This window comes from Streptomyces changchenzhani (genome assembly GCF_039766235.1).
GTDB lineage: Bacteria > Actinomycetota > Actinomycetes > Streptomycetales > Streptomycetaceae > Streptomyces.
The window spans coordinates 219,006-236,914 of sequence record NZ_JBDHNH010000002.1 but is presented as its reverse complement, the minus strand read 5'-3'; the positions used below and the strand labels follow the sequence as shown (position 1 = coordinate 236,914).

Annotated in this window: 10 protein-coding genes; 3 read left to right on the top strand and 7 right to left on the bottom strand. The window is 70.4% G+C overall.

Going from position 1 to position 17,909, the window contains the following annotated elements:
• Positions 1–28: 28 nt before the first annotated feature.
• Positions 29–379, top strand: a complete 351-nt coding sequence (gene trxA, locus ABCR94_RS09260; protein WP_347118718.1) for a thioredoxin — start codon at positions 29–31, stop codon at positions 377–379.
• 174 nt (positions 380–553) lie between these two features.
• Positions 554–2,812, top strand: coding sequence for a HelD family protein (locus ABCR94_RS09255; protein WP_347118717.1), 2,259 nt, complete (start codon positions 554–556; stop codon positions 2,810–2,812).
• A gap of 12 nt (positions 2,813–2,824) precedes the next feature.
• Here the strand turns inward: ABCR94_RS09255 and glgB are convergent, their stop codons facing one another.
• The 4 genes from glgB to ABCR94_RS09235 form a co-directional block, all read right to left on the bottom strand.
• On the bottom strand, positions 2,825–5,419 hold the full coding sequence (glgB, locus tag ABCR94_RS09250; RefSeq protein WP_347118716.1) for a 1,4-alpha-glucan branching enzyme: 2,595 nt from the start codon (positions 5,417–5,419) through the stop codon (positions 2,825–2,827).
• Positions 5,420–5,474: 55 nt separating this feature from the next.
• On the bottom strand, positions 5,475–7,094 hold the full coding sequence (locus tag ABCR94_RS09245) for a maltokinase N-terminal cap-like domain-containing protein (RefSeq protein WP_347118715.1): 1,620 nt from the start codon (positions 7,092–7,094) through the stop codon (positions 5,475–5,477).
• 200 nt (positions 7,095–7,294) lie between these two features.
• A complete protein-coding gene (gene treS / locus ABCR94_RS09240; protein WP_347118714.1) occupies positions 7,295–9,016 on the bottom strand; it encodes a maltose alpha-D-glucosyltransferase in 1,722 nt (573 codons plus the stop codon).
• Positions 9,013–11,001, bottom strand: a complete 1,989-nt coding sequence (locus ABCR94_RS09235; protein WP_347118713.1) for an alpha-1,4-glucan--maltose-1-phosphate maltosyltransferase — start codon at positions 10,999–11,001, stop codon at positions 9,013–9,015. Before ABCR94_RS09235 ends, treS begins: the two co-directional genes overlap by 4 nt.
• 515 nt (positions 11,002–11,516) lie before the next feature.
• On the opposite strand from ABCR94_RS09235, the gene glgP reads away from it, so the two are divergent.
• Positions 11,517–14,153, top strand: coding sequence for an alpha-glucan family phosphorylase (gene glgP, locus ABCR94_RS09230; RefSeq protein ID WP_347118712.1), 2,637 nt, complete (start codon positions 11,517–11,519; stop codon positions 14,151–14,153).
• A 101-nt stretch (positions 14,154–14,254) separates the two neighbouring features.
• Here glgP and ABCR94_RS09225 read toward each other — a convergent pair whose 3' ends face one another.
• From ABCR94_RS09225 to ABCR94_RS09215, 3 genes are all read right to left on the bottom strand, one after another.
• Positions 14,255–16,282 carry a M4 family metallopeptidase gene (locus ABCR94_RS09225; RefSeq protein ID WP_347118711.1) on the bottom strand — a complete coding sequence of 676 codons (2,028 nt, stop codon included), beginning with the start codon at positions 16,280–16,282 and terminating at the stop codon, positions 14,255–14,257.
• Positions 16,283–16,524: 242 nt separating this feature from the next.
• Positions 16,525–16,713, bottom strand: coding sequence for a TetR/AcrR family transcriptional regulator C-terminal domain-containing protein (locus tag ABCR94_RS09220; RefSeq protein WP_347118710.1), 189 nt, complete (start codon positions 16,711–16,713; stop codon positions 16,525–16,527).
• Between the two features lie 56 nt (positions 16,714–16,769).
• Complete coding sequence (locus tag ABCR94_RS09215; RefSeq protein ID WP_347118709.1) at positions 16,770–17,870, bottom strand: M20/M25/M40 family metallo-hydrolase; 1,101 nt, start codon at positions 17,868–17,870, stop codon at positions 16,770–16,772.
• Positions 17,871–17,909 lie beyond the last annotated feature (39 nt).

Below are 17,909 nucleotides of genomic sequence, written 5' to 3'. Positions count from 1 at the left end.
AGTCCGACAACTGCAGGGGAGTTCAGCGATGGCGCAGGCAAGGGGTGTGGACGCGGTGACGGACGCGACCTTCGAGGACGACGTACTGAAGTCGGGCGAGCCCGTACTGGTGGAGTTCACGGCGGACTGGTGCGGGCCCTGCCGGCAGCTCGCGCCGGTCCTGAGCGCCGTGGCGAAGGAACAGGCCGGCCGGCTGAAGGTCGTCCAGCTGGATGTGGACGTCAACCCCGGGACGACGCTGCGGTACGGGGTGCTTTCGATGCCGACGCTCATGGTCTTCCGGGACGGTGAGCCGGTGCGGCAGATGGTCGGGGCCCGTCCGAAGCGCAAGCTCCTGGCGGAGCTGGCGGATGTGGTCGCACTCGCGGCGACCAACTAGCGGATTTCGTCGGGCGGGAGCGCCCCGACACAGAAAGAAATACCCCGGGTGAATTGACATCCGGGGTATTTCTCTGCGTATATTTAACGCTTCCATGACTGGAAACAGAAAGGTCATGGAGAAGCTTTATGGCCACATACTAACCCGGCGGGAGCTGAATTGTCAACCGAGGAATTGCGGAATGAACAGCAATTCATTCAACGGCTGTACGAGCGCCTCGACGCGCTCCGTGCGCACGCCGAGACCGCCGTGCGGGGGGCCTTCGGCCAGACCGGCAACGGTCAGCAGGCGCGGGTGGAGCGCGAGGTGAGCGTCACCGAACGGAGTGCCACGCTGGCCGCGATGAATTCCGTGGAATCCGGCCTGTGTTTCGGCAGGCTCGATTTCAAGGACGGCAGCCACCATCACATCGGCCGCATCGGAATCCGCCAGGACGACCCGGGGCGCACATCTCTGCTCATCGACTGGCGGGCCCCCGTCGCGCGCCCCTTCTACCTCGCCACGGGACACCGGCCGATGGGGCTGCGCCGCCGCCGTCACCTCACCACCCGGGGCCGCGGGGTCACCGTGCTCCACGACGAGATCCTCGACCTCGGCGACACCTCGCGCACCGGCCACGAGGACCCGGCCGGCGACGCCGTGCTGCTCGCCGCACTCGGCGCCGCCCGCACCGGCCGCATGGTCGACATCGTGCAGACCATCCAGGCCGAGCAGGACCGCATCATCCGCGCCCCGCACCAGGGCGTCCTCGTCGTCGAGGGCGGCCCCGGCACCGGCAAGACCGCCGTCGCACTGCACCGCGCCGCCTACCTCCTGTACGCGTACCGCGAGCAGCTCGCCCGCCGCGCCGTCCTGATCGTCGGGCCCAACCCGGCCTTCCTCGGCTACATCGGCGAGGTGCTGCCCGCACTGGGGGAGACCGGCGTGCTCCTCGCCACCCCCGGTGAGCTCTTCCCCGGCGTACGGGCCACCGCCGCCGACACCCCGGCGGCCTCCGTGGTCAAGGGCCGCGCCGCCATGGCGGAAGCGCTGGCCCATGCCGTGCGCGACCGTCAGCAGGCGCCCGACGAGGCCATCGATATCGCGTACGAGGACGGGACACTGCCGCTGTCCCTGGAGCGGGCCATGGCGGAGGACGCCCGCGCCCATGCCCGCGCCACCCGCCTGCCGCACAACCTGGCCAGGCCGCACTTCACCCGCTTCGTGCTCGACGCCCTCACCGCGCAGTTGGCCGACCGGATCGGCGCCGACCCCTACGGCGGCCCCAACCTCCTGGACGCCGCCGACATCGAGCAGCTCGGCAAGGAGATCGCCGGGGACATCGAGGTGCACGCCGCGATCGACACGCTGTGGCCGTATCTCGCCCCGCAGGAGTTCATCACCGACTATCTGGCCGAGCCCACCCATCTGCCGCATTCCGACGCCGAGTTGATCCGGCGCACCGGCGACTCGCCGTGGACCACCGCCGATGTGCCGCTGCTCGACGAGGCCGCCGAGCTGCTCGGCGATGACGACATCGCGGCCCGCCGCGCCGCGGCCAGGGAGTACCACGAGCGGGTCGCGTACGCCCGCGGCGTCCTGGACATGTCGTACGGCTCGCGCACCTTCGAGTTCGAGGGGGAGGAGTCCGAGGTGCTGGCCGCGCACGACATCATCGACGCCGAACGGTTCGCCGACCGGCACGACGAGGAGGACCACCGCAGCGCCGCCGAGCGCGCCGCCGCCGACCGCACCTGGGCCTTCGGCCACATCATCGTCGACGAGGCGCAGGAGCTGTCCGCGATGACCTGGCGGCTGCTGATGCGCCGCAGCCCGACCCGCTCGATGACCCTGGTCGGCGACCCCGCCCAGACCGGCGACGCGGCGGGCTGCGCCTCCTGGCAGGAGATCCTCGGACCCTTCGTCGACGACCGCTGGGAGCACACCCGCCTCGGCGTCAACTACCGCACGCCCGCCGAGATCATGGACACGGCGGCAGCCGTGATGCGCGGCGCCGACCCGTCCTTCGAGCCGCCGAGCTCGGTCCGCGCCACCGGAGTGCGCCCCTGGACGCTGGCCGCCGAACCGGACACGCTGGTGCGGACGGCCGCCGAGAGCGCCGTCAAGTGCGCGAGCGAACTCGCGGCCGCGGCGGAGCACGGCCCGGTCGGGCGCCTCGCCGTCATCGCCCCGGCCACCCTGCTCCCCGCCCTCGCCGCCGCCCTCCCGGACGCCGCCCACGGCGAGGCCCCCGACCTCACAAGCCCCGTCGTGCTGCTTGACCCCCGGCAGGCGAAGGGCCTGGAGTTCGACACGGTGATCGTGGTCGATCCTGAGGCAGTCCGCACCGGGTCACCGCGCGGCCTGAACGACCTCTACGTCGCCCTCACCCGCGCCACCCAGCGCCTCGGCATCATCCACCCGGGGACTCTGCCGGACGCGTGGGCGCGGTGAGCGGCGCGTGGCTCAGGTGACCGGCCTGAGCCACACCGTCGCCAGCGGCGGCAGCGTCAGCTGCACGCTCGCCGGGCGCCCGTGCGCGGCGACCGACTCCGGCTTGATCGGCTCCGTACGGTGCACGTCGCTGCCGCCGTACCTGGCCGCGTCCGTGTTCAGCGCCTCGGTCCAGGCCTCCACGTCGTCGGGGACGCCGACCCGGTACTCGTGCCGTACGACCGGTGAGAAGTTGGAGACGGCCAGCAGCGGCGTGCCCTCGGCGTCGAAGCGCAGGAACGCGAAGACATTGTCCTCGGCGGCGTCGCCGTCCACCCAGGCGAAGCCGTCCGGGACGGTGTCGCGCTCCCACAGGGCGGGCGTGGCCACGTACACCGCGTTGAGGTCACGGACCAGGTCCCGCACACCCCGGTGGTCGGGCTCCGCCGCGTAGGAGGGATCGAGCAGCCACCAGTCGGGCCCGTGCGCCTCCGACCACTCCGCTCCCTGCGCGAACTCCTGCCCCATGAAAAGGAGTTGCTTGCCGGGGTGCGCCCACATGAAGCCGAGATACGCGCGATGGGTGGCCCGCTGCTGCCACCAGTCGCCGGGCATCTTGCTCACCAACGAGAGCTTGCCGTGCACCACTTCGTCGTGCGAGATGGGCAGGACGTAGTTCTCGCTGTACGCGTAGACCATCGAGAAGGTCATTTCGTGGTGGTGGTACCTGCGGTGGATGGGCTCCTTGGCCACGTAGTCCAGCGAGTCGTGCATCCAGCCCATGTTCCACTTCAGGCCGAAGCCGAGCCCGCCGAAACCGCCGGGGCCGATGTGGTGCGTCGCCCGGGTGACGCCGTCCCAGGCCGTCGACTCCTCGGCGATGGTGACGACGCCGGGGGTGCGGCGGTAGACGGTGGCGTTCATCTCCTGGAGGAAGGCCACCGCGTCGAGGTTCTCCCGGCCGCCGTGCTCGTTCGGTGACCACTCGCCGTGCTCGCGCGAGTAGTCGAGGTAGAGCATCGAGGCGACCGCGTCGACGCGCAGCCCGTCGATGTGGAACTCCTCGCACCAGTACGTCGCGTTGGCGACCAGGAAGTTACGGACCTCCGGGCGCCCGTAGTCGAATTCGAGGGTGCCCCAGTCCGGGTGGGCGGAGCGCTGCGGGTCCTCGTGCTCGTACAGCGGGCGGCCGTCGAACTCGGCGAGCGCCCAGGCGTCGCGCGGGAAGTGCGCGGGCACCCAGTCGACCAGAACACCGATGCCCGCCCGGTGCAGCGCGTCGACGAGATACCGGAAGTCGTCGGGCGTGCCCATCCGGGACGTCGGCGCGTAGAAGCCGGTGACCTGGTAGCCCCAGGAGCCGCCGTACGGGTGCTCGGCGACCGGCATCAGCTCGACATGGGTGAAGCCCAGGTCCTTCACGTACGCCGGCAGCTGGGTGGCAAGCTGACGGTACGTCAAGCCAGGTCGCCAGGAAGCCAGATGGACCTCGTACGCGGAGAACGGCGCCTCGTGCACCGGCCGCCGGGCGCGCGTCGCCATCCAGTGCTCGTCGTGCCACACATGGTGCGAGGCCGTGACGATCGACGCGGTGGCGGGCGGCACCTCGGTGCGCCGGGCCATCGGGTCGGCGCGCAGGGTGTGGCTGCCGTCGGGGCGCACGATGTCGAACTTGTACAGCGCGCCCTCGGCGACCGCCGGCACGAACAGTTCCCAGACGCCGGTGGCGCCCAGCGAGCGCATCGGATACGCGGTGCCGTCCCAGTAGTTGAAGTCCCCGGCGATACGCACACCACGCGCGTTCGGCGCCCAGACGGTGAAGCGGGTGCCGGTCACCTCCTGGTGCACCATGGGCATCGCGCCGAGCGCCCGCCACAGCTCCTCGTGACGGCCCTCGCCGACCAGATGCAGGTCGAGATCACCGAGGGCGGGCAGGAAGCGGAACGGGTCCTGCATCTCAAGCTCGTTGTCCGCGTACGAGACGAGCAGCGTGTACTCGGTGACGGAACTCAGCGGCAGCACACCGGAGAACAGCCCGTCACCGTCCTCGATCAGCTCGGCCCGCAGGCCGTCGGCGAGCACGGTGACAGCCGTCGCGTACGGCCGCAGCGCCCGGAAGCGGACGCCGCCGGGCACCGGGTGGCCGCCGAGCAGACCGTGCGGGTCGTGGTGCGAGCCGGTCAGCAGCCGCTCCCGCTCCCCGTCGTCGAGGGGCTCGGCGGGCTGTACGCCGGGGCTGCCGCTCCGGGCGGGGCCGGACGTCCTGGCTGCCCCGGCCGCCTTGGGGAGCTTCTCGGGCTTTGACGACTTCTCCGGCTTGGCGGCCTTCTCCGCCTTCTCCGCCTTCTCCGGCTTGGGCGCCTTGGGCGGCTTGGCCGATTTCGGCTTCGGCCGCACCGGTGACGCGTCCACCTCGTCCGGCGGCGCGTGCACACCCGTGGTGACCGGTGCCGCCTGCCTGTCCTGCACCGCCTTCACATCGGAGTCGGGCGCGGGATGCGCGGCCCGGCCGGGCCCGGCGGGCTCCATCTCGTGCGAGGGCGCGGGCAGGAAGGCGGGCGGCGCGGGCGGCGGGCTCGGGGATTCGGCGGGCTTGCCGGGCTTGCGGGACGGCGGACGGGGGGTCACTGGTGCGGCCTCCTCGGGAGGGTCCGGTCGGGTGCGGTGGTCGGGCAGGGGTGAGTCATGTGCCGGAACCGGCCGTGCTGTCGGCCTCGGGGCCCGCAGCGGGGGGCGGAGCCACATCGGGTTTCGCGTCCGGAGCCACGTCCGGCTTCACGTCCGGTTTCACGTCCGGCTCCCCGGCGGGGGGCGCGGCCGGGGCAGGGGCCGGGGCAGGGGCCGGCCGCGCGTCGGCGGCCAGCCGGTGGACCGCCGCCAGCGGTACGGGCAGCCAGTCGGGCCGGTGCCGGGCTTCGTACAGCACCTCGTAGATCGCTTTGTCGGTCTCGTACGCCCGCAGCAGCTCAGGTTCCTCGCGCGGATCGGAGCCCGAGGAGTGCGCGTACCCCTCGCAGAACGCGGCGCGGCACCGCTCCGCCCAGCCCGGGTCCCACGGCTCGCAGGAACGGGCGGCGTAGTCGAAGGACCTGAACATGCCCGCGACATCACGGACCACCGGCTGCGGTCGTCGCCGTTCGGTGAGCGGGCGCGCGGGCTCACCCTCGAAGTCGATGACCGACCACTCGCCGTCCGGCGCCCGCAGGGTCTGCCCCAGGTGCAGATCGCCGTGCACCCGCTGGACGGACCAGGCCCTGCCGGCCCGGCCGAGCGCGGCGACCGCGTCGAAAGCGGTGCGCAGCGCCGGTACGTACGGGACGAGTTGGGGCACCGCCTGCGCCGCCGCTTCCAGGCGCTCGGTCATCGCGCCGGCCAGCAGCTCCGTCTGCTGCTTGCTCAGCGTCATTGTCGGCAGGGCGTCGGCGAGCGCGGTGTGCACCTCGGCGGTGGCCCGGCCCAGGGCCCAGGCCTCGCTCGTGAAGTCGTCACCGGCCCTCAGCGCCCGCAGCGCGCGCTGCCAGCCGTCCTCGGAGCCGTACAGGAAGGGCTGGAGGACGCCCAGGGTGTACGGCTCCTGCCGGTCCTCGGTGTTGGCGGCCTCGAACCAGGCGACGGGGGCGGGCACCCGGCCGCAGCCCTTGCGGGCCAGGGCGAGCGGCAGTTCCAGATCGGGGTTGAGGCCGGGGTGGATCCGGCGGAAGACCTTGAGGATGTACGCATCGCCGTACACCAGCGAGGAGTTGGACTGCTCGGTGGTGAGCATCCGGGGGCTGAGCCCGGCCGGGACGGTGACGGCCGGGTCGCGTTGGAAGCGCAGGGTGCCCGGTGTGCCCGGTGTGCGCAGCCGCTGAAGGAGCAGCTCGGCGAGGCGCGGGTCCTGGAGTGCCTCGTACACGGTGCGGCCGGCCAGCGGCCCGTCCTGGACGTGCCCGATGAGGGCCGGGGCCAGCGGGACCGGCAGGGTGGCCCGCACCCCGATGAGCAGCTGGTAGCAGTCGGCGACGGGCGGCGGCTGCGCGGACGGCACGGGCTGCTGGACCCGTACCAGGAGATGCAGCAGGCCGGGGCCCGAGGCGGAGCCCATGGGCAGCAGCTCGGTTGCCGAGATCAGGGTGAAGCCGGTGATCGGCCGGCCCTTGCCCGCGAACCAGCGCTGCCTGGGCAGCCATTCCCGGAGCAGGGGGACGAGGGAGGGGAGCAGGGTCGGTGGAGGAGCCACGGGGGTGGTGGAGGACTCCGTACTCCAGGGTGACTCCGTACTCCGGATTGATGCCGTACTCCGGGTGGATGCAGCCTCCGACATGGCATCGCGTCCTTTCCCCGGGCACACCACAGGATGCGCAGAGTGTCCCGGATTGCGACCGTAGCTGTCCGGGCGGTGCGTGGGGTTCTCCCCGCGGCGAGCGTGGGGAGTGTCGGGTCAGGATGCTCCGTACGGACCCGATTACGAGGGGGAGAGTGCCCCGGGCGGGGCGGTGGAAACCGCCCCGCCCGGGTGGGACCTCAGGTGTGCTTCTTCAACAGCAGTGACGTGTCCTTGCGCAGCCGGAACCAGTAGAAGCCGTGACCTGCGAGGGTCAGCAGATACGGCCACTCGCCGATGGCCGGGAAACGCACCCCGCCGATCAGCTCCACCGGATGCCGTCCGTTGAAGGACTGCAGATCCAGCTCGGTGGGCTGGGCGAACCGCGAGAAGTTGTGCACGCACAGCACCAGGTCGTCCTTGTGCTCGCGGAGGAAGGCGATCACCGCCGGGTTGGACGACGGCAGTTCGGTGTAGGAACCGAGGCCGAAGGCCGGATTCTGCTTACGGATCTCGATCATCCGCCGCGTCCAGTGCAGCAGCGAGGCCGGCGAAGTCATCGCCGCCTCCACATTGGTGACCTGGTAGCCGTAGACCGGGTCCATGATCGCCGGCAGCGAGAGCCTGGCCGGATCGCAGGAGGAGAACCCCGCGTTGCGGTCCGGTGTCCACTGCATGGGCGTGCGGACGGCGTCGCGGTCGCCGAGCCAGATGTTGTCGCCCATCCCGATCTCGTCGCCGTAGTAGAGGATCGGCGAGCCCGGCAGCGACAGCAGAAGGGCCGTGAACAGCTCGATCTGGTTGCGGTCGTTGTCGAGCAGCGGGGCGAGCCTGCGCCGGATGCCGATGTTGGCGCGCATTCTCGGGTCCTTGGCGTACTCCGCGTACATGTAGTCGCGCTCTTCGTCCGTGACCATTTCGAGCGTCAGCTCGTCGTGGTTGCGCAGGAAGATGCCCCACTGGCAGTTGGACGGGATCGCCGGGGTCTTGGCGAGGACCTCTGAGACCGGGTAGCGGGACTCGCGGCGCACGGCCATGAAGATGCGCGGCATCACGGGGAAGTGGAAGGCCATGTGGCACTCGTCGCCACCGGACTCGAAGTCGCCGAAGTAGTCGACGACGTCCTCCGGCCACTGGTTGGCCTCGGCGAGCACCACGGTGTCCGGGTACGACGCGTCGATCTCGGCCCGCACCCGCTTGAGGAAGGCGTGGGCGCGCGGCAGGTTCTCGCAGTTCGTACCCTCCTCCTGGTAGAGGTAGGGCACGGCGTCGAGGCGGAAACCGTCGATGCCCAGATCCAGCCAGAAGCGCAGGGCCGAGATCATCTCCTCCTGCACGGCCGGGTTCTCGTAGTTGAGATCCGGCTGGTGGGAGAAGAACCGGTGCCAGAAGTACTGCTTGCGGACCGGGTCGAACGTCCAGTTGGAGGTCTCCGTGTCGACGAAGATGATCCGGGCGTCCTGGAACTGCTTGTCGTCGTCGGCCCAGACGTAGTAGTCGCCGTAGGGGCCGTCGGGATCGGACCGCGACTCCTGGAACCACGGGTGCTGGTCGCTCGTATGGTTCATGACAAAATCGATGATCACGCGCATGCCGCGTTGGTGTGTGGCGTCGACGAATTCCACGAAGTCGGCGAGATCGCCGAACTCGGGGAGGACGGACGTGTAGTCCGACACGTCGTAACCGCCGTCGCGCAGCGGTGACTTGAAGAACGGCGGCAACCAGAGGCAGTCGACGCCCAGCCACTGGAGATAGTCCAGCTTGGCGGTAATGCCTTTGAGGTCGCCTACGCCGTCTCCGTTGCTGTCCTGGAATGAGCGTACGAGCACCTCGTAGAAGACGGCGCGCTTGAACCACTGGGGATCGCGGTCCTTGGCGGGCGTGTCCTCGAATGTGTCGTGGACGGGCTCATTGACGATCATGATGTGGGTGACCCTCCGATCGGCGGGGACGGTCGCAGGGCGACGATGTGCGCGGGCGTACGGCCCGGATCGAGGCGCACATAGTTGGCCCTGCCCCAGAGATAGGTCTCGCCGGTGAGCTCGTCGCGCACCGGGACGGAATCAAGCCAGTCGAGGCCGAGTTCCGGCATGTCCAACGAGACCGTGGCCTCCTGGGTGTGGTGAGGGTCGAGGTTGACGACGACCACAACGATGTTCGATCCCGAGCGTTTCGAGTACGCGATGAGCGCATCGTTGTCCGTGTGGTGGAAATGCAGGGAGCGCAGCTGCCGCAGGGCGGGGTGGCGGCGTCGCAGCCGGTTCAGCGTGGTGATCAGCGGGGCGATGGTGCGTCCCTCGCGCTCCGCCGACTCCCAGTCCCGGGGCCTCAGTTGGTACTTCTCCGAGTCAAGGTACTCCTCGCTGCCCGGCCGCGCAGGGGTGTGCTCACAGAGTTCGTATCCCGCGTACATGCCCCAGGCCGGCGACAGCGTGGCAGCCAGCACGGCCCGCGCCTCGAACGCGGGACGGCCGCCGTCCTGGAGGTAGCCATGCAGGATGTCCGGGGTGTTCACGAAGAAATTAGGCCGCATGTACGAGGCGGCGTCGCCGGAGAGCTCCGTGAGGTACTCGGTCAGTTCCTCCTTGGTATTGCGCCAGGTGAAGTAGGTGTACGACTGCTGGAAGCCGATGGCGCCCAGGGTCTGCATCATCGCCGGACGGGTGAAGGCCTCGGCGAGGAAGATCACGTCCGGGTCGGTGCCGTTGATGTCCGCGATCACCCGCTCCCAGAAGACCACCGGCTTGGTGTGCGGGTTGTCGACGCGGAAGATCCGCACCCCGTGGCCCATCCAGAAGCGCAGCAGCCGCGTGGTCTCGGCGATCAGGCCCGGCATGTCCGCGTCGAACGCGATCGGGTAGATGTCCTGGTACTTCTTCGGCGGGTTCTCCGCGTAGGCGATGGTGCCGTCCGCCCGGTGGTGGAACCACTCGGGGTGCTCGGTGACCCACGGGTGGTCGGGCGAGCACTGCAGCGCGAAGTCCAGCGCGACCTCCATGCGCAGGTCACGGGCGCGCGCCACGAAGTGGTCGAAGTCCTCGAAGGTGCCGAGGTCGGGGTGGAGTGCGTCATGTCCGCCGTCGGCGGAGCCGATGGCCCAGGGGACACCGACGTCCGACGCGGACGCCGAGAGGGTGTTGTTCGGTCCCTTGCGGAAGGTGCGGCCGATGGGGTGCACCGGCGGCAGATAGATCACGTCGAAGCCCATCGCGGCGACGGCGGTCAGCCGCTCGGCGGCCGTCCGGAACGTGCCGCCGACCAGGGTGCCGTCCTTCTCGGTACGGGCCCCCTCCGAGCGCGGGAAGAACTCGTACCAGGAGCCGAAGAGCGCCCGCTCGCGCTCGACCAGCAGGGGCATCGGCCGCGACGACGTCACCAGTTCGCGCAACGGATGGCGGCTCAGCGCGGCGTCGGTCTCCGGGGCGAGGGCCGCGGCCAGCCGGGCGGCGGCGGGCCGCGCGGTGTCGCGCAGCGCGTCGACGGCGGCCAGCACCTCCTCGCGCCCGTCATCCTTGGGGACACCGGAGGCGGCCCGTTCGTACAACTCGGCGCCCTCGATGAGGACCAGATCGGTGTCGATACCGGCCGGGATCTTGATCTGGGCGTGGTGGCGCCAGGTTGACACGGGGTCGCTCCAGGCCTCCACGGTGTACGTCCAGCGGCCCTCGGCGTCCGGTGCGACCTCGGCGCCCCACCGGTCGGTGCCGGGAGCGAGCTCCCTCATCGGGATGCGCGGCCCGTCGCGGCCCGCCGGGTCGCGCAGGACCACCTGGGCGGCGACCGCGTCGTGGCCCTCGCGGAAAACGGTGGCGGTGACCTGGAACGTCTCACCTGCCACCGCCTTGGCGGGCCTTCTCCCGCAGTCGACTGCGGGGCGTACGTCCAGGACGGGAATACGACCGATCATTGGCTCACCTGGGGGCAGTGCGGCCGTGGCTGACCGCGGCTCGCGTTTTCGGGACTTATGGAGGTCTGTCCTATTTAGCTGCTCCGCTGACGGTTGACGGGCTGCGGGCATGACCGCTCCTGTCCACGTTCACTCGGGTGGACCGACTCAGATCGGCTGAGGGTTCGATTGTGTGCGTACCGGAGGAGCCTTCCCTCCCACATCGGGTGGGCAATCCGGTGCTGTGTTAACTACTGCCGCGTAATACCGGGTGAAATCTGAAACCGGGTCGCCCGCGCCCGGAGGCGGGGCCGACCCGGTGTTTCCCGTGGGTCCGGTGGGGCTGTGGAGGTGGTGCACGAGCGTGTCCGCGTGCGCCGCCGCGACCGCGCGCGGGGGCGGTGAGGGACCCGCAGGCCGCCCCCGTGTGCGCCGTGGTGACGAACGGCGCACTGCCACTAACGTCGGGGATGACGGAGGGGCGCACACCGCGGTGGGTCCCCTCGGATGTGTACCTCCCTGCGAAGGTGGAACCCGTGAAGGCCATTCGTCGATTCACCGTCCGCCCCGTCCTGCCCGAACCCCTGCGACCACTCAGCGACCTCGCCCGCAATCTGCGCTGGTCCTGGCACACCGAGACCCGTGAGCTGTTCCAGGCCGTCGACCCCGACGGCTGGGTGGCCGCGGGGGGCGATCCCGTACGACTGCTCGGGACCGTGCCGTCCCGGCGCCTGGCCGAGCTGGCCGACGACCGGCGCTTTCTGCGCAGACTGACCGAAGCCTCCGACGACCTCGACGACTACCTGAACGGCAGCAGGTGGTATCAGAAACAGAACGACGAGGGAGCCGAACTCCCGCGCGCCGTCGCCTACTTCTCGCCCGAGTTCGGAGTCACCGCCGCCCTGCCGCAGTACTCGGGCGGCCTCGGCATCCTCGCCGGCGACCACCTGAAGGCCGCCAGCGACCTGGGGCTGCCGCTCATCGGCGTCGGACTGCTCTACCGGCACGGCTACTTCAGGCAGAGCCTGTCCCGCGACGGCTGGCAGCAGGAGCACTACCCGGTGCTCGACCCCAACGAACTGCCCGTCTCACTCCTCAGGGAGCCCGACGGCACCCCCACCCAGGTCGTGCTCGCCCTGCCCGGCGGACGCTCGCTGCGCGCACACATCTGGCAGGCCCAAGTGGGGCGCGTACCACTGCTGATGCTCGACTCGGACGTCGAGGAGAACGCGGCCTCCGAGCGCGATGTGACCGACCGGCTGTACGGCGGAGGCAGCGAGCACCGGCTGCTCCAGGAGATGCTCCTCGGCATCGGCGGGGTCCGGGCGGTCCGGGCCTACTGCCGGCTCACCGGGCACGCCGAGCCGGAGGTCTTCCATACGAACGAGGGGCACGCCGGATTCCTCGGCCTGGAGCGCATCCGTGAACTCGGCTCCCAGGGGCTTGAGTTCGACGCGGCGCTTGAGTCGGTGCGGGCCGGGACCGTCTTCACGACGCACACCCCCGTACCGGCCGGCATCGACCGCTTCGACCGCGAGCTCGTCGCGCACCATTTCGGGGACCAGGGCGAGCTGCCCGGCCTCGACGTGGGACGGATCCTCCAGCTCGGCATGGAGACCTACCCGGGCGGCGAGCCGAACCTCTTCAACATGGCGGTGATGGGACTGCGGCTCGCGCAGCGCGCCAATGGCGTCTCCACCCTGCACGGCGCCGTCAGCCGCTCGATGTTCGCCGGTCTGTGGCCGGGCTTCGACCCGGAAGAGGTGCCGATCACCTCGATCACCAACGGTGTGCACGCACCGACCTGGGTAGCGCCCGAGGTCATCAGGCTCGGCGCGCGGCAGATCGGCCTGAGCCGCACCGAGGAGGCGCTGTCGGTGGGCGACTCGCAGCGCTGGGACACCGTCGCCGACATCGCGGACACCGACATCTGGGACCTGCGGCGCACCCTGCGGCAGCAGTTGGTCCAGGAGGTACGGGAGCGGCTGCGCGCGTCCTGGCGCCAGCGCGGCGCGGGCGAGGCGGAGCTCGGGTGGGTCGACGACGTCCTCGACCCGGGCGTCCTGACCATCGGCTTCGCCCGGCGTGTCCCCTCGTACAAGCGGCTCACCCTGATGCTGCGGGACCGCGACCGGCTGATGGAGCTGCTGCTCCACCCGACGCGGCCCATCCAGATCGTGGTGGCGGGCAAGGCCCATCCGGCGGACGACGGCGGCAAGCGGCTCGTGCAGGAGCTGGTGCGGTTCACGGACGACCCGCGGGTGCGCCACCGGATCGTCTTCCTGCCCGACTACGGCATGCGGATGGCCCAGAAGCTCTACCCGGGCTGTGACGTGTGGCTGAACAATCCGCTGCGTCCGCTGGAGGCGTGCGGGACGAGCGGGATGAAGGCGGCGCTCAACGGCTGCCTCAACCTGTCGGTGCTCGACGGGTGGTGGGACGAGTGGTTCGAGCCGGACTTCGGCTGGGCCATCCCGACCGCCGACGGCGCGGCCACCGACGACGACCGCCGCGACGAGCTGGAGGCGAACGCGCTCTACGACCTGATCGAGCAGCACGTCGCCCCGCGCTTCTACGACCGGGGACCTGGCGGGCTGCCCGACCGCTGGATCGAGATGGTCCGCCAGACCCTGGTCACGCTCGGCCCGAAGCTGCTGGCGGGACGCATGGTGCGGGAGTACGTGGAGCGGCTGTACGCTCCGGCCGCCCACGCCCACCGGTCCCTGGACCCGGACGCCGCAAGGGAGTTGGCCCTGTGGAAGGCCCGGGTGCGTACGGCGTGGCCGCAGGTCGCCGTCGACCATGTGGAGGCGCTGACGCCGACCGCAGTGAACGGCACCGCGGAGCTCGGCGCCACCCTGGCCCTGCGGGTGCGCGTGGCGCTCGGCGCGCTGGCGCCGGACGACGTGGAGGTGCAGGCGGTCGCGGGCCGGGTCGACCCGGACGACGCGATCGGCGAGGCCAGGACCTTCCCGCTGAAGCCGACGGGCGGCCCCGATCTGGAGGGCCGCTGGGTGTACGAGGGCCCGCTCGCCCTGGACCGTACCGGCCCCTTCGGCTACACGGTCCGCATCCTCCCCGCCCACCGCCTGCTGGCGACCCACGCGGACCTGGGCCTGGTCGCGGTGCCTTCGGAGACGACGGGGGAGGCGGCGGGGGTCCTGCTGCGGTGATCAGGGGCGGGGCCCGGATTTACCGGCCCCGCACACGGGCAGTGCCCGGGGCCGGTGGCCCCGGGCACTGTTTCAGTCGGCAGAGCAGATCTGACTACTCGTCAGAAGGTGATCTTCCAGCTGTTGATGTAGCCGGTGTCCTGCGCGGCGACGTCCTGGACCTTGAGCTTCCAGATGCCGTTCGCGGTCTCGGAGGACGCGTTGACCGTGTACGTCTCCTTGACGTTGTCGGCCGAGTCGTTCGACGAGGAGGGCTTCAGCCGGTAGGCGGTTCCGTCCGGGGCGAGCAGATCGACGACCAGGTCACCGCGCCAGGTGTGGACGATGTCCACTGCGACCTTGAGGGTGGCCGGAGCGGCACCCGTCTTGGTGGAGGTGACCGAGGAGGTCACCGCGGCGCCGTTGTCCGGGATGGCGACGTCCACGAGGTTCTCGAAGGAAGTGCCGGTCTCGCCACCGGGGCGGCTGCCGACGTTGATGCCGGCCCACGCGTCGGCGACGGCCTTGTACTCGGCGCTGGTGGCGCCGTACAGCTCACCAGCGACCGCGAGGGTGCCGGTACGGGCGCCCGCGTAGTCGGTGCGCGTGTTGAACTTGGTGGTGAGCGCCTTGAACCAGATCTGCTGGGCCTTCGCACGGCCGATGCCGGTCACCGGCAGGCCGTCGGAGGTCGGCGAGTCGTAGTTGACGCCGTTGATGGTCTTGGTGCCGCTGCCCTCGGAGAGCAGGTAGAACCAGTGGTTCGCCGGGCCCGAGGAGTAGTGGACGTCGATGCCGCCGAGGCCCGAGTACCAGGCGTCCTTGGACGAGCCGTCCTTGCTCGGCTTGTCCATGTAGCGCAGCGGAGTGCCGTTGCCCCGGATGTCGATCTTCTCGCCGACCAGGTAGTCACCGACGTCCTGGGCGTTGTTGGCGTTGAACTCGACGGCCGCCGCGAAGATGTCGGAGGTCGCCTCGTTCAGGCCGCCCGACTCGCCGCTGTAGACGAGGCCGGCGGTGTTGGAGGTGACGCCGTGCGTCATCTCGTGCGCCGCGACGTCGATCGAGGTCAGCGGCTTGGTGTTGCCCGCGCCGTCGCCGTACGTCATGCAGAAGCAGGAGTCCGACCAGAACGCGTTGACGTACGCGTTGCCGTAGTGGACCCGCGAGTACGCGCCGACGCCGTCACCCTTGATGCCGGTGCGGCCGTGCACGTTCTTGAAGTAGTCCCAGGTGAGACCCGCGCCGTAGGCCGCGTCGGCGCCCGCGGTCTCGGCGTTCTGCGGGGTGGCGTCACCCCAGATGTCGTCGGGGCCCGAGAAGAGGGTGCCGGTGCCCGAGGTGCCGCGGTTGAGGTTGTACGTCTTGTGGTTGCCGCGGCCACCGTCGGTCAGGTTGAAGGTGGAGCCCGACTGGGTGGCGCCCACCGGCACCTGGCCGCTGTACTGGGTGTTGCCGGTGCCGTTCTCGATGGCCTGCCACTCGAACAGCTTCTTGCCGGTCGAGGCGTCGGTGACGACGTGCAGCTCATTGGGGGTCTGGTCGTGCTGGAGACCCCCGACGACCGTCTCGTACGCCAGCGCCGGCTTGCCGTCGGTCAGCCAGACGACCTTGCGGGGCGCCCGGCTGGCGTCGGCCTTGGTGGAGCCCTCCGCCTTGGCGGCGCTCAGCGCCTGCTTCTCGGCTGCCGCCGGAGCGACCTCCGCGGTGGTGTCGACGGCCTTCAGCTCGGCCTTCGACGCCTTGGTGACAGCCTCCGTCTTCCCTGCCTTGGTCTCGGCGACGACGAGGTCGCCACCCAGGACCGGGAGTCCGTCGTAGGTGCGCTCGTAGCGCGTGTGGGTGGTGCCGTCACGGTCCTGGACGACATCGCGTACGGCCAGCTTCTCCTTGGCGCCGAGGCCGAGTTCCTTCGCGGTGGCCGCCTTGGTGGCGTTGGCCTCGCGTATCAACTCGGCGCGCTGTGCGGGGGAGAGCTTGGCGGGCAGGGCGCCCGGGTTGGGCTGTGCGGCCGCCTTGGTGGCAGCCCCCGAGTCGGGGCTGGCACTTGCGGCGCCGGCCTGCACGCCGACGGCGAGCAGAGCGGTGGCGGCGATCAGCGCGCCGGTAGCGGTGGCGCGGTTACGCCTGCGGGGGGTTGTGGGTCTCACGCGAACTCCATCTGCGAAGGAGGTACCGGGCGACTGGGTGGGCCGGCCGGGCAAGACAGCAGAACGGAAGAACAAACAGGCAGAGCGTCAGTACGAGCTACGTGCTGAGGTGCGAGTGATGCGTGGATCGGGGGAAGAGTGCCAGTCAGGACGAGTACCTGTCAGGAGCGCATCAAGAAGTTGGCCAAAAATCGTCCGTTGCCCGAATGGTCACGTTCGTTAACCGGACGTTTCGGCAATACCTACCGACTGTTTCCGAGCATCGCCCCGACACCGTCCAGGGTCCTGCGCAGACCGAATTCGAAGAGGGTGTCGATGTCGAGCTCGAACTCGTCCTGTTCGAACATGCTGTTGAGCAAGGGGTACGTACCGGCCGCGGTGATGGCTTCGAACTGTGGCTCGTTCCGTGCCATCCACTTTTCGCCGGACATCCCGGTGTCCTGAAGGGCCCGGTCCTCCGACTCGACCGCGACGGCCGGCCCCTGGACTAGGTGTTCCGAATCGCCTTCACCAGCCCGGCGACCAGGTTCGCCCGCTCGGCCATGGCCTCGACCACCAGGTACTCGTGATCGGCGTGGGCGCCACCCCCGACCGCTCCGAGGCCGTCCAGCGTGGGCACTCCCAGCGCGGCGGTGAAGTTGCCGTCGCTTCCGCCGCCGACCGCCCTGCCTTCGAGGTCGGGAAGCAGCTGCTTCGCCAGCGCGAAGAGCTCGGCCGACGCCGACTCGGGCATCGGGGGGCGGCCGACAGCTCCCCGAACCGTGATCTCCGCCCCGTCGAGATGCGGGGCCAGCGCCGCGAACGCGGACTCGATCCGTTCCTTCTCGCCGACCGACTCGACCCGGACATCCACGACGACGGTCGCCTCCGCGGGAACGACGTTGTCCAGGGTTCCCGCGGACGCGACGGTCGGGGTGACGGTCGTGCCGATCCCGGGTCGGCCGAGCGCCGCGATGTCCAGTACCTGGTGTGCCGCTTCGATCAGGGCGTTGATCCCGGCCGCGGGCTCAAGGCCCGCGTGCGACGCCCGGCCCGTGACGGAGACCTGGAAGGTGCCGCAGCCCTTGCGGCCGGTCTTCAGGCCTCCACCGTCGGCGGCGCCCTCAAGGACCAGCACAGCGCCGCAGGCCAGGGCCCGTTCTTCGAGGAGAGCGCGGGACGAGCCGGAGCCGACCTCCTCGTCGGCGGTCACCAGGATCTCGACGCCCGACCGGTCGTCGAGCGTCGCCAGGCCATGCACGGCCTGCACCAGACCGCCCAGCATGTCGAAGACCCCGGGGCCGGTCGCGTGCCCGCCTTCGACCTTGAACGGGCGGCGTTCAAGGGTGCCGAGCGGAAATACGGTGTCATGGTGACCGAGGACCAGCACGGTGGGATCGCCACCGGCCGACCAGTGGACATGCGGCCCCGCTTCGCTCTCCACGAGGACGGCCTGTCCGCCGAGACGGCTCTCGATGACGGCGGCGACCGCCTTGGCCGACGCCGTCAGGGCGTCGAGATCGCGCGAAGGCGACTCGACCTCGACGAGTGTCCTGAGGTCGTCGATCATCGCGTCAACGCTCACGTGGGCGGCCCTGTGCGTCGTCATGCCGCAAGCGTAGCCAGCACTCCACGGGGGCGCGGGGGT